Source organism: Sinorhizobium terangae (assembly GCF_009601505.1).
GTDB classification, from domain to species: Bacteria; Pseudomonadota; Alphaproteobacteria; order Rhizobiales; family Rhizobiaceae; genus Sinorhizobium; species Sinorhizobium terangae.
Genome location: NZ_WITC01000090.1, coordinates 88,587 through 101,524, shown reverse-complemented (window position 1 = coordinate 101,524; position 12,938 = coordinate 88,587). Strand labels below are relative to the sequence as shown.

Genomic DNA, 12,938 nt, shown 5'->3' with positions numbered 1-12,938 from the left:
CCGTGTACCGGCATCGCCTGTCCGGGGCTCTATAGTGCTTTGATGCCGTTTTGGCGAGTCTTTGCGAACATGGGCCGGTCAGCTTCTCCAGCGCCGTCCCTCCATTGCAACACCAAAATCTCTCGGCGTGCGCGCGAAGGCCGCGAGACCGGAAAGTGCCGCCATCGGATGGACGACGGCGAAAGTCGGGATCGTTCGCATCAATGCGGAATGCGGCGCCTTGTCCTCGAAGGCTGCGCGAAATTCCGGCCGCATCAAAGCCGGCAATATCTTCTGCGAGATGCCGCCCGCCAGGAACACGCCGCCGCGTGCCATGAAGATCAGCGCCATGTCGCCGGCAACCCGACCAAGATAGGTGCTGAAGAGCGATACCGTCTCAATGGCCACCGGATCCGAGCCGGAAAGCGCGCTGGTCGTCACCGCCGCCTGGTCGGCGAGCACCGGCTCCTCGCCATTGGCGGCGCAGACGGCGCGGTAAAGGTTCATGATGCCGCGGCCGCACAGGATCTGCTCGCCGGCCATGCGGCCTTCGATCGGCTCCAGGAACGGCCAGATCCGGAAATCGCGCTCGGTGCGTGGACCGATATCGACATGGCCACCCTCGCCGGGCACGGGAATCCAGGTGTGCTGCGCGAAAACCAGGCCGGCGACGCCGAGGCCCGTTCCGGGACCGAGCACGACGCGCGATGTCGACGGGCGGACGCTGCCGCCGCCGATCTGGACGAGATCCTCGTCAGCGGGTGTGGCGACCGCGAGCGCCTGCGCCTCGAAGTCGTTGATGATCAGCACGTCGGCGAGACCAAGGCTCGCCAGCATGTCCTTCGGCCGAATCACCCAGCCGGCATTCGTCAGCGGAATTTCGTCGCCCTTGATCGGGCCTGCGACCGCAAGGATCGCAGAGCGCGGCTGAACGGACGTCTTGTCGAGGATGCACTTCTGCATCGCCTCCTCGATCGTCGCGAAATCGCCCGTCTTGATCGGCGGCAGTTGCTTCGGTTCGGCATAGGTATCGATCAGCAGCGCGAAACGCGCGTTCGTTCCACCGATGTCGCCGATCAATATCGGAAAGGGAAAGCCGTGGTCACTCGCACTGAGCATTGCAAAATCCGTCCTGATCGCGGTCATGGAAACTTCGAGACTGTGTATCAGTTGCGCCGGAAGGCGATCAACTCTTCCGCCGTGGCGCGGTTCAGCGCCATCGGGATGTCGTAGACGATCGCTAGGCGCATCAGTGCCTTGACGTCGACATCATGCGGCATGGCGGTCAGCGGATCGACGAAAAAGATGAGGAAATCCACGTCGCCGGTGGCGATCATCGCGCCGATCTGCTGGTCGCCGCCGAGCGGTCCGCTCTTGAGGCGCGTGATATCGAGCCCGGGACAGGCCTCGAGAACGCGGCCTCCGGTCGTGCCCGTGGCGACGATCTTCCACTTGGACAACACCGTCTCGTTTGCCTTGGCAAAGGCGGCGAGATCATCCTTCTTCTGATCGTGGGCAATCAGGGCAAGACATTTGCGATCGGCCATGCAGCCTCCCCAGCGTCGATCTTAAATCGATTTGAACGCCCTATACATGAGCCTCGCGCAATTGGGAAGGCAGCAGGGCCGGCGGAAGCCGGCCTGTCGAGCGCGCGCTTCCGCAGGTTATTGCAACGCCGGACGCGGCAGGGGTACCGGAATGTTTCCCAACGGCGCCGCGGCCGCGGCACCGATGACGGCTTCGATGCTCGTCGCGGCGGCGGGAACGGCGGTCGCGGAGCGATAGGCCGTGCCGTAGGTCACTTCCTGCTCGGAAGCCGGTGCAGGACCGTCGAGTACCAGGGCGCAGGCCTTCGGCAGATCCGAAAGCTTCGCAAATTTCGGCTTCATGGGCTTTTCCGGCTTCTTCTTCGGCTTTGCCCATGGCTCGTCGGTGAACCACCAGGCGAGCGACTTGTCGCAGCCGTCACCCGCCGGAACGCGCGCCTGGCCCTTGCAGCCGACGGAGCCCTCCGGGCACTTGATGCGAATGTGGAAATGATAGTCGTGACCGTAGATCGGCCGGACCTTGCCGAGCGCCGAACGATCGCCCTTCCAGGTGTCGCATAACTTCTTCTTGATCGCCGGATTGACGAAGACGCGCTCCACCTGGGGATAGCTTGCCGCCATCATGATCAACCGCGCGTGAGCGGGGGTCCATATGGACGGATCGACTGTCAGGAACTTGTTCTTCTGCAGCATCGAGGTCGCGGAAATCGATTCGCGCTCCTCAAGGCTCAGCGTCCTTTGCGGCATTGGTGTCAGCCAGATGTCGGCGTCGAGGCCGATCTGGTGCGATGCGTGACCGGAGGTCATCGGGCCGCCGCGCGGCTGTGATATGTCGCCAAGCAAGAGGCCTGGCCAGCCGATCTTCTCCGCTGCATCGTGCGAGAAGCGCTCGATCAGCGCGATCATTTCCGGGTGGCCCCAGCGTCGATTGCGCGAAAGACGCATTGCCTGCCAGGTCGGTCCGTCCGTCGGGATCGCGACACCGCCCGCCAGGCAACCCTTCGCATAGAAGCCGAGGGACGAAGGCGCCATCGCCGCCGGCAATGCCTTGGCGCCAAAGAGTTCCTTCGCAGGCGTTCCATCAGCCGAAGCCGCGTCAGTGGCCAGAAGGCTCGCCCCCACGATCAAGCCTAAAATTGCCGAACCGCAGCGTCGAATGGCAGCAGCTATTTCAAATCCCATTCCAGTCCCCCGATCGGCGGCAGCACCGGTATCCCACGCGGTCTGCCTTCACCCCTATTTCGAATCACCGCACTCGCCGAGCCTACAGCGCCGCGCGTCTGACGCGCAAAGATCGCCGCAGCACTTAGAGTCGCCGCAGCACTTAGAATTGCTGCATGATTTTGTCCTCAAATCGATTCCGATTTAAGGAATCATGCAGTGGCGGATCACCCGGATGTGACTCAAAAATTTCGCCTGATTTTGGGCAAGTCCTGTCAATTGCCCCGATTTCGCCTATTCTGGCTCGAAAGATCATCGAATGATAAGGGAAGCAACTGGATGCTGGAATTGAGCGGTATTGTGAAGACGAAACTGGCGACCGCACTTCTGGCAATGCCCCTACTCTTACCGCTCGGCTCGGTCGGCGCGCGTGCCCAGGAACAGCCCACCTGGCACCATGGCCTTTCGCTCGTCGGCGAGCTCAAATATCCGCCGGGCTTCGAACGTTTCGACTATGTGAAACCCGATGCCCCGAAAGGCGGCGACGTCCGGCTCTCGCAGACGGGAACCTTCGACACATTCAATCCGCTGCTCGAAAAGGGCGAGGCGGCCGTTGGCCTGTCGCTCGTCTTCGACACGCTGTTGAAGCCCGCCGATGATGAAATTTCAACCGCCTATGGCCTGATTGCCGAGAGCGTTTCGTTTCCGGACGACATCTCTTCCGCCACATTCCGCTTGAGAAAGGAAGCGAAGTGGTCGGACGGCAAACCGGTGACACCGGAAGACGTGATCTTCAGCTTCGAGAAGGGCAAGGAGCTCAATCCGCTTTACCAGAGCTATTACAAGCACGTCGTCGGAGCTGAAAAGACCGGCGAGCAGGAAGTCACATTCCGCTTCGACGAGAAGAACAATCGCGAACTGCCGCACATTCTCGGCCAGCTCCTGATTGTCCCGAAGCACTGGTGGGAAGCGCCCGGTCCGGACGGCAAGCCGCGCGACATCACGCGCACGACGCTGGAGCCGGTGATCGGCTCGGGGCCCTACCGAATCGCTTCGTTTTCGGCCGGATCGCAGATCCGTTACGAACGGAGGGATGACTATTGGGGTGCAAACCTCAACGTCAATGTCGGGCAGAACAATTTCGGCTCCATCACCTACACCTTCTTCGGTGACAGCGGCGTCGAATTCGAGGCCTTCCGGGCCGGCGACATCGATTTCTGGCGCGAGACCCAGGCGCGCCGGTGGGCGACCGGCTATGACTTTCCGGCCGTCAAGGAGGGACACGTAAAACGCGAGCAGGTACCATTCAGGGCGACCGGCGTGATGCAGGCGCTGGTGCCGAACATGCGCCGCAAGCCGTTCGATGACGAGCGTGTGCGCGAGGCCCTCAACTATGCGCTCGACTTCGAGGAATTGAATCGCACCGTCTTCTTCGATCAATACACGCGTGTGAACAGCTATTTTTTCCTGACGGAACTGGCCTCCACCGGCCTGCCGGAGGGTCTCGAGCTCGAAATCCTGAACGAGGTCAAGGACCAGGTTCCGCCCGAGGTCTTCACCACGCCCTATGCGAACCCGGTCGGCGGCACGCCGCAGAACGCGCGAGACAACCTGCGCAAGGCGATCGGGCTCCTGAAGGAGGCCGGCTTCGAGCTCAAAGGCAGCCGCATGGTCAATACGGCGACCGGCAGGCCGTTTTCCTTCGAGATTCTCTTGAGCAGTCCGATGCTGGAGCGGGTGGTGCTGCCCTACGCGCAGAACCTCAAGCGGATCGGCATCGAGGCGAGTGTGCGTACCGTCGACCCGTCGCAATATACCAACCGCGAGCGGGCCTTCGACTATGACATGACCTGGGAAGTCTGGGGGCAGACCTTGAGCCCGGGAAACGAACAGGAGGACTTCTGGGGGTCGAAATCGGCGTCACGCCAGGGTTCGAGAAATTATGCCGGTATCTCCGATCCGGGCGTCGACGCCCTGATCAATCGCGTCATATTCGCCAAGGATCGAGAGACGCTCGTTGCCGCCACGAAGGCGCTCGACCGGGTGCTGCTCGCCCACCATTATGTCGTGCCGCTCTACTACCCGAAGGCAGCAAATATCGCCTATCGCGATACGGTCGGCAGGCCGCCGGAATTGCCGAAATACGCGATCGGCTTTCCGGACATCTGGTGGTGGTCGGCCGCCGCCAACCAATGAAACCCTTGCGCTCGAGCTGGCTCTCGATTCCAAATGTAAAGAGCGAATCACTTAAATACGGCAGTGGCCGGGGCCGAAAGGCACGGCAAGGAGTATCAGGCATTGAGACGAAATAGACGGCAACCCGAAGCACCGCGGATCGACGCGATCGGCGGCAACACGATGCCGAGGTTCGCCTGATGGGTGCCTATATCCTGCGTCGGCTGCTCCTGATGATCCCGACGATCGTCGGGATCATGGCCATCTCCTTCGCCGTCGTGCAGTTCGCGCCGGGCGGTCCGGTGGAGCAGGTAATTTCGGAGCTGACGAACGCGGCCGGATCGGACCGGCTCACCGGCGGCGGCGGCGATCTGCTCCAGGGTGGCGGCGACGAGGGCGGCCGATATCGCGGGGCGCAGGGCCTCGATCCCGAATTCATCGCAAAGCTCGAGAAGCAGTTCGGCTTCGACAAGCCGCCGCTCGAGCGCTTCCTGTCGATGATGTGGAACTATGCCCGCTTCGATTTCGGCGAAAGCTTCTTCCGCAATACGTCCGTCGTCGACCTCATCATCGACAAGATGCCGGTCTCCATCTCGCTCGGCCTCTGGATCCTCATCTTTTCCTATGCCATCTCGATCCCGCTCGGCATCAGGAAAGCCGTCACCGACGGGTCCACCTTCGATGTCTGGACATCCGGCATCATCATTGTCGGCTATGCCGTACCGGGTTTCCTGTTCGCCATCCTCCTGATTGTGGTTTTCGCCGGCGGATCCTTCTTCGACTGGTTCCCGCTGCGCGGGCTCGTCTCGGACAATTTTTATGAACTCCCCTGGTGGCAGAAGATCCTCGACTACTTCTGGCACATGACGCTGCCGCTCATCACGCTGCTGCTTTCGGCCTTCGCGACGACGACGCTGCTCACCAAGAACTCCTTCATCGACGAGATCAAGAAGCAGTATGTCACGACAGCGCGCGCCAAGGGCTTGAGCGAGCGGCGGGTGCTTTACGGTCACGTCTTCCGCAACGCCATGCTGATCGTCATCGCCGGCTTTCCCGGCGCGTTCATCTCCGCCTTCTTCACAGGCTCGCTGTTGATCGAATACATCTTCTCCCTCGATGGACTCGGCCGGCTCGGCTACGACGCCGTCGTCAAACGCGACTATCCGATCGTCTTTGCGACGCTCTACATCTTCTCGCTGATGGGCCTCTTCGTCGGTCTGATCTCCGACCTGATCTACACCTGGGTCGACCCGCGCATCGACTTCGAACGGAGGGACGTCTGATGAGCGTGGTCTCGGCATATTCCGGCGCGCCGGAAAAGGGGTGGTTGACGCCGATCGGGCGGCGGCGCTGGCAGAATTTCAAGGCCAACCGCCGCGGCTACTGGTCGTTGTGGATCTTTCTCGTGCTCTTCGGCCTCAGTCTGTTTGCGGAATTCATCGCCAACGACAAACCGATCATCGCCTCTTACAAGGGCGAGATTCTGTTTCCGGTTGTGTTCAACTATCCCGAGGAGAAGTTCGGCGGATTTCTTGCCGAAACGGACTACCGATCGGACTTCATTCGAGACGAGATTCAGGCCAATGGCTGGATGATCTGGCCGCCGATCCGCTATTCCTACCAGACGGTCAACTCGAATATTCCCCATTCGGCGCCGACGCCGCCTTTCTGGCTGATGAGCAAGGAGGAGCGCTGCTCCGCCTACCCGCAAGGTGCGGCGGATCCGGGCTGCACGCTCGGCAACCTCAACTGGCTCGGCACCGACGACCAGGCGCGCGACGTGATGGCGCGGATGATCTACGGCTTCCGCATCTCCGTCCTCTTCGGTCTACTGCTGACAATCGCGTCGGCCGTGATCGGAGTTTCGGCGGGGGCGATCCAAGGCTATTTCGGCGGATGGACCGACCTGCTTCTTCAGCGCTTCATCGAGATCTGGTCGTCGATGCCGGTGCTCTACATCCTGCTGATCATCGCCGCCATCCTGCCGCCTGGCTTCTTCATCCTGCTCGGCATCATGCTGCTCTTCTCCTGGGTCGGCTTCGTCGCCGTCGTGCGGGCCGAATTCCTGAGAGCCCGCAATTTCGAATATGTGAACGCCGCACGCGCCCTCGGCGTCGGCAATGGCACCATCATGTACCGGCACCTGCTTCCGAATGCGATGGTCGCCACCCTCACCTTCCTGCCCTTCATCCTTTCCGGCTCGATCACGACGCTGACCTCGCTCGATTTCCTGGGCTTCGGCATGCCGCCGGGTTCGCCCTCGCTCGGCGAAATGATCGCACAGGGCAAATCCAACCTGCAGGCGCCGTGGCTGGGGCTGACGGCCTTCTCGGCCATGTCGGTCATGCTTTCGCTCTTGATCTTCGTCGGCGAAGCGACGCGCGACGCCTTCGATCCACGAAAGACGTTCCGGTGAGCGCGACGATGACAGAGCCCCTCCTTTCCGTGCGCGATCTCTCCGTCGCCTTCCATCAGGGCGGCGAGACATCGGTCGCGGTCGATCATATTTCCTTCGACATCAAGCGCGGCGAGACGGTCGCACTCGTCGGCGAATCGGGCTCGGGCAAGTCGGTGTCGGCAAATTCGATCCTGAAGCTGCTGCCCTACCCGGCCGCAAGCCACCCGAGCGGCGAGATCTTCTTCAACGGCAAGGATCTCCTGAAGGCGAGCGACGCGGAGCTGAGGCATGTCCGCGGCAACGACATCACGATGATCTTCCAGGAGCCGATGACGTCGCTGAACCCGCTGCACACGATCGAGCAGCAGATCGGCGAGATTCTCGACCTGCACCAGGGCATCAAGGGCGCCGTCGCACGGGCGAAAACGCTGGAGCTCCTGAACCAGGTGGGCATCCGCGAAGCGGAAAAGCGCCTCGGCGCCTATCCGCACCAGCTTTCCGGCGGCCAGCGCCAGCGCGTCATGATCGCCATGGCGCTCGCCAACCGGCCGGAACTCCTGATCGCCGACGAGCCGACGACGGCGCTCGACGTGACCGTGCAGGCGCAGATCCTGGAACTTCTGAAGTCGCTCAAGGATGAGCACGGCATGTCCATGCTCTTCATCACCCATGACCTCGGGATCGTCCGCAAGATCGCCGACCGGGTCTGCGTCATGACCAAGGGCAAGATCGTCGAGACCGGCCCGACGGCGGAAATATTCGCCAACCCGCAGCACGCCTATACGCGGCATCTGCTCGCCTCCGAGCCCAAGGGCGAGCCTCCGCCCTCTGACGCCTCGAAGCCGATCGTCATCGAGGCCAGGGACGTGAAGGTCTGGTTCCCGATCAAGGCAGGCTTCATGCGCCGTGTCGTCGATCATGTCAAAGCCGTGGACGGCGTCGACCTGACGCTTCGCGCCGGCCAGACGCTCGGCGTCGTCGGCGAGTCCGGCTCGGGCAAGACGACGCTGGGTCTCGCGCTGACGCGCCTCATCTCGTCCAAGGGGCGCATCGCCTTTGTCGGCAAGGACATCGACGCCTACAGCTTCAGCGAAATGCGGCCGCTCAGAAACCGGATGCAGGTGGTCTTCCAGGATCCCTATGGTTCGCTGAGCCCGCGCATGTCGATCGCCGACATCATCGGCGAAGGACTGAAGATCCACGAAAACGCCCTTTCCGGCGAGGAACGCGACGCGCGCGTGGCGGCCGCCCTTCAGGAGGTCGGGCTCGATCCGGCGACCCGCTGGCGCTATCCGCACGAATTTTCCGGCGGCCAGCGACAGCGCATCGCAATTGCCCGCGCCATGGTGCTGAAGCCGCAATTCGTCATGCTCGACGAGCCGACATCGGCGCTCGACATGAGCGTTCAGGCGCAGGTGGTCGACCTGCTCCGCGATCTCCAGCGCAAGCACAATCTCGCCTATCTGTTCATCAGCCACGATCTCAAGGTCGTGCGTGCGCTTGCCAACGAGATGATCGTCATGCGGCTCGGCAAGGTGGTCGAACAGGGACCGGCGGAGCGCATCTTCGAGGCACCGGGCGAAGACTACACCAAGGCTTTGATGGCTGCCGCCTTCAATCTCGAAGCCGTCAATCTTTCCGCCATACGTCAATAGAGTTCCGAGAATGCCCGCCAAGAGTCCCGTCATCGTCGACCTGAAATTCATTCCTGAGGAAGTAGAGGCCGCTCTCGGTGGCGCGTTTCCCGATCGCGAAGTGATCAATCGCGCGGATCCGGCGCAAAAGGATCGCGATCTCTCCGGCATCGACTACGCCGTGGTCTGGAAATCGGCCCCGGATCTCTTTTCGCGCGCGCCCGACCTGAAGGTGGTGTTTTCCGGCGGCGCTGGCGTCGACCACGTCCTGACGCTGCCGGGCTTGCCGAACGTCCCGCTCGTGCGCTTCGTCGACCGGACATTGACCACACGCATGAGCGAATGGGTGGTGATGCAGTGCCTCCTGCACCTGCGCCAGCATCGCGCCTACGAGGCCCTGGCGCAGAAGCGGGAGTGGCGAGACCTCATCCAGCCGGAGGCTGCCGACGTCACGGTCGGGATCATGGGCATGGGCGTGCTTGGCCAGGACGCGGCCCGCAAGCTCGCGACGATGGGGTTCAAGGTCGTCGGCTGGTCGCGGACGAAGCGGGCGATGGAGGGCATGGACACCTACGGCGCCGCCGACCTCGACGCCTTCCTTGCCCGCACGGACTTTCTCGTCGGCCTGCTGCCGCTGACAGCGGAAACCAAAGGCATCTTCAACGCCGACCTGTTCGCAAAACTCAGCCGCAAGGGGCCGCTTGGCGCCCCGGTGTTCATCAATGCCGGACGCGGCGGCAGCCAGGTGGAGGCCGATATCCTGGAATGCCTCGATTCCGGCGTGCTTGCGGCGGCGTCGCTCGACGTCTTCGAGGAGGAGCCCCTCTCACCGGACAGCCGCTTCTGGACCATGCCCAACGTCTATGTGACACCGCATGTCGCCGCCTCCTCCGACGTCAGGGCACTCTTTGCCCATGTCGAAGAGCAGATCGCCCGGTTCGAAAGCGGCCTGCCGCTGGAGCATGTGGTCGATAGATTAGCCGGCTACTGATAGGGCGCAGCGAGGGTTTGACGCTGCGGATTGCCCCCTCACCCTAGCCATTTCCCCGCAAGCGGGGCGAAGGGACTTGTCCCCGCTCGCCACGCCGACAGAGGAAGCCGAGGGAGCGCGGCATCCCCTTCTCCCCGCCTTCGGGGAGAAGGTGCCGGTAGGCGGATGAGGGGCAACCAAGTTTTCAAAAACACCCGACGGTCCCGCTCTACGGCCGGCGGTAGCCGGTTGGCTGGTCGTAGAGCCAGCCAATGCGGCGGATGGCGTCTTCCAGTCCCTCGCGGGCGACCGTCATGGTATGGCCGTTGGCGTGAACCAGCGTCTTCTCGTCCTCCATGATCGCCACATGGCCCTTCCAGAAGACAAGGTCACCGCGAAGGAGCTCCTCGCGGCTGATAGCGCGGCCAAGCCCACGCGCCTGCATGTCGGAGTCGCGCGGCGCATCACTTCCCACCATCTGCATCGATAGCTGCACGAGGCCGGAGCAATCGATGCCGAAGCCGGACCGGCCGCCCCAGAGATAAGGGGTTTCCAGAAAGCGTGTCGCCACACTCACATAGTCGCCCGCGAGTGCCTCGTTGGCCGGGACGCAATGATTGGCGATGACGGCCAATCCGCTGTCCAAGAGGAAGTATCGCGTCCCACGGGTTTCGGCTTCGCCGACAACATGCACGCGGCTCCCCATGGAAAGGGCGAAGGCCTGTGGAAAGCGCAGATCGGCGCCGCGATAGACGAATGTACGCGGCACCGCAACGAAGTGGGTCGCCGGCGCATTTGAAGAACTCAGCGCTGCCTCGGGCACATAGCCGACATAGCCGTCGAGATCGGCCTTGACCCATGCCCAGCCGCCCGCAACGTCCAACACACGCGCGGTCTCCCCGTAAAGCAATTCGGTGTCGGTCCCGCACGCGAGATCGGGCCTTCTCCGCAGCGGGGTCACGGAAACGGAGATGGTCGCGGGCGTGCCTTCGACATAGCGCGGCGCTTCGACAACGCCGCGCAGTCGCTCCTCTGCAAGATCCTCACGATAGGCATTGAGGCGGCGGTCAGGCAATTGCGACATGGGCAGACTCACAAGGACAATGTTCGACCCTGATTGATGATCAGATCGCCGAACTTTTCAAGATAAAGTGCACCTTCGACCGTACGTTTGATGACAACGTTGCGGCGGTCGCGCTCGTCGCGTACCCGGTCGACGAGGCCGAGCGCGCCCATGGTATCGAGCGCGCGGGTGATAACCGGCTTCGTCACACCGAGCGTCGCGGCAAGCCCTCGGACCGTGTGCGGGGGCGGAACGAGGTAGATCTGCAAGAGGATAGCCATCTGGCGCAGCGTCAGGTCGCGGCTATCGACCCGGACCTGTTCGAGCGTCACCGAATGCCAGAGCCCCAAAGCTTGGGAGGGCGTAAGCTCGACCGGCAAGGGAAACTCCTGCTTAAACCACGTTCCGGGAAAATAGCCGTTCGATCGTTACGCAAGCGTTTCTTTTGTCGCGTGATTGTGGGGGCCCTTATCCGCCTGCCGGCACCTTCTCCCATTTTGATGGAGAGAAGGTTGCGGCAGCGGGACGAGGGGCAGAGACTGATGAGAGGCTACCCTGCGATGCGGCCGATATGATGATAAAGCGCCCGGATCGCCTGTGCCTCGCCGCCGATGGGAGAATGGGGGCGCTCGGCCTGTGCCCAGCCGAAAATGTCGAAGTGCACCCAGCTCTTCGCGCTCGTCACGAAGCGCTTGAGGAAGAGTGCCGCCGCGATCGATCCGGCCATGCCGCCCGCGGGTGCGTTGGTGAGATCGGCGATGCGGGCGGAGACATCCTTGTCGTAGCCCATATGGAGCGGCATCCGCCACATCGGATCATCGACCGCAAGGCTTGCCTCGGCGAGATCATTGGCAAGCGTGGCATCGTCGGTGAAGAACGGCGGCAGATCGGGACCGAGCGCGACGCGGGCAGCGCCCGTCAGCGTCGCCATGTCGATGATGAGGTCGGTTTGCTCCTCGTCGGCATAGGCGAGCGCATCGGCGAGAATCAGCCGGCCCTCGGCGTCGGTATTGTCGATCTGCACCGTCAGGCCCTTTCGGCTCCGGTAGATGTCGCCCGGACGGAAGGCGTTTGACGAAATCGAGTTTTCGACCACCGGAACGATGACGCGCAGATCGACCTTCAGCTTGGCGTCCATGATCATCAGCGCGAGGCCCATGACGTTGGCGGCACCGCCCATGTCCTTCTTCATGAGCAGCATCGAGGAGGCCGGCTTGATGTCGAGCCCCCCGGTGTCGAAGCAGACGCCCTTGCCGACGAGCGTCACGCGCCGGTGACCCTTCTTGCCCCAACGCATCTCGAGAAGCCGCGGCGCCTCGGCGCTGGCCCGGCCGACCGTGTGGACCAGCGGGAAATTCTGCGCCAGCAGCGCCTCGCCCGATATCACCGAGACGTCGGCCTTGTAGTGGCTGGCAAGCGCCCGGAACGCTGCCTCCAGCGCCTCCGGCCCCATGTCGTTGGTCGGCGTGTTGATGAGGTCGCGCGCCAGAAAGACCCCGGCGAGTTGCCGCTTGATATCGGTCGCATCGGCGTCGGCAGGGATGAGCAGTGTCGGCGCCTCCGCCTTGGCGGACTTGTAGCGCTCGAAGCGATAGGAACCGAGGCCGTAGCCGAGAGCCAGGCGGTTGGCGGTCAACGGCGCCGTTTCGATATGCCACTTGCCGGCAGGCAGCGCGCGGGCGAGTTTTCCCGCCAGGAACGGGGCTTCCGAGGGATTGGCGCCGAGGCCGAACAGCGCGCCGCCGAGATGACCGTCGGATGACGGAATGAGAAGGACGGCGCCGGACTCCGCCTTGAACCCCGCCTTCTTAGCCCAGTCGAGCGCAATCGGATCGATGCTCCCCGTTTCGATATGCGCCGGCGTCACCGCGAAGATCGGCAGCGTCTTGCCGGTGCTGGTGTTGAACGGCGACGGCCGCTCGATGAACTGATAGGGAGCCATGGAAGTCCTCGACTGACAGAAACGGATTGCGCGATTAACGCTCCGTTAGGGTTAACAGATTATTGCTGG

General features: G+C 62.7%; 11 protein-coding genes. 5 read left to right on the top strand and 6 right to left on the bottom strand.

What is annotated here, in order from left to right; genetic code table 11:
- Window positions 1–78 precede the first annotated feature (78 nt).
- The 3 genes from GHK62_RS21635 to mepA form a co-directional block, all read right to left on the bottom strand.
- A complete protein-coding gene (locus GHK62_RS21635) occupies window positions 79–1,098 on the bottom strand; it encodes a glucokinase (RefSeq protein ID WP_153441206.1) in 1,020 nt (339 codons plus the stop codon).
- A 47-nt stretch (window positions 1,099–1,145) separates the two neighbouring features.
- Window positions 1,146–1,526 (bottom strand): methylglyoxal synthase, encoded by a 381-nt coding sequence (locus tag GHK62_RS21630; protein ID WP_153441143.1) that lies wholly within the window; start codon window positions 1,524–1,526, stop codon window positions 1,146–1,148.
- Between the two features lie 117 nt (window positions 1,527–1,643).
- Window positions 1,644–2,708: a penicillin-insensitive murein endopeptidase gene (gene mepA / locus GHK62_RS21625; protein WP_153441142.1), complete on the bottom strand. Its 1,065-nt coding sequence runs from the start codon at window positions 2,706–2,708 to the stop codon at window positions 1,644–1,646.
- A 318-nt stretch (window positions 2,709–3,026) separates the two neighbouring features.
- Here mepA and GHK62_RS21620 point away from each other — a divergent pair, with 318 nt between their 5' ends.
- The 5 genes from GHK62_RS21620 to GHK62_RS21600 all read left to right on the top strand — a co-directional run bounded on the left by GHK62_RS21620 (window position 3,027) and on the right by GHK62_RS21600 (window position 9,885).
- Window positions 3,027–4,883 (top strand): extracellular solute-binding protein, encoded by a 1,857-nt coding sequence (locus GHK62_RS21620; protein ID WP_153441141.1) that lies wholly within the window; start codon window positions 3,027–3,029, stop codon window positions 4,881–4,883.
- Window positions 4,884–5,062: 179 nt separating this feature from the next.
- The gene (locus tag GHK62_RS21615) at window positions 5,063–6,145 is read left to right on the top strand and encodes a microcin C ABC transporter permease YejB (protein WP_153441140.1); all 1,083 of its coding nucleotides are present in this window, start codon (window positions 5,063–5,065) and stop codon (window positions 6,143–6,145) included.
- A complete protein-coding gene (locus GHK62_RS21610; protein ID WP_153441139.1) occupies window positions 6,145–7,278 on the top strand; it encodes an ABC transporter permease in 1,134 nt (377 codons plus the stop codon). The genes GHK62_RS21615 and GHK62_RS21610 overlap by 1 nt, the downstream gene beginning before the upstream one ends.
- Before the next feature lie 8 nt (window positions 7,279–7,286).
- Complete coding sequence (locus GHK62_RS21605; RefSeq protein WP_153441138.1) at window positions 7,287–8,915, top strand: ABC transporter ATP-binding protein; 1,629 nt, start codon at window positions 7,287–7,289, stop codon at window positions 8,913–8,915.
- Window positions 8,916–8,925: 10 nt separating this feature from the next.
- Window positions 8,926–9,885: a 2-hydroxyacid dehydrogenase gene (locus GHK62_RS21600; protein WP_153441137.1), complete on the top strand. Its 960-nt coding sequence runs from the start codon at window positions 8,926–8,928 to the stop codon at window positions 9,883–9,885.
- Window positions 9,886–10,093: 208 nt separating this feature from the next.
- On the opposite strand, the gene GHK62_RS21595 is transcribed toward GHK62_RS21600, so the two are convergent.
- The 3 genes from GHK62_RS21595 to GHK62_RS21585 form a co-directional block, all read right to left on the bottom strand.
- Window positions 10,094–10,948 (bottom strand): C40 family peptidase, encoded by an 855-nt coding sequence (locus GHK62_RS21595; RefSeq protein WP_153441136.1) that lies wholly within the window; start codon window positions 10,946–10,948, stop codon window positions 10,094–10,096.
- Between the two features lie 8 nt (window positions 10,949–10,956).
- A complete protein-coding gene (locus GHK62_RS21590) occupies window positions 10,957–11,307 on the bottom strand; it encodes a MarR family transcriptional regulator (RefSeq protein WP_153441135.1) in 351 nt (116 codons plus the stop codon).
- A gap of 170 nt (window positions 11,308–11,477) precedes the next feature.
- A complete protein-coding gene (locus tag GHK62_RS21585) occupies window positions 11,478–12,869 on the bottom strand; it encodes a leucyl aminopeptidase family protein (RefSeq protein ID WP_153441134.1) in 1,392 nt (463 codons plus the stop codon).
- Window positions 12,870–12,938: the final 69 nt, after the last annotated feature.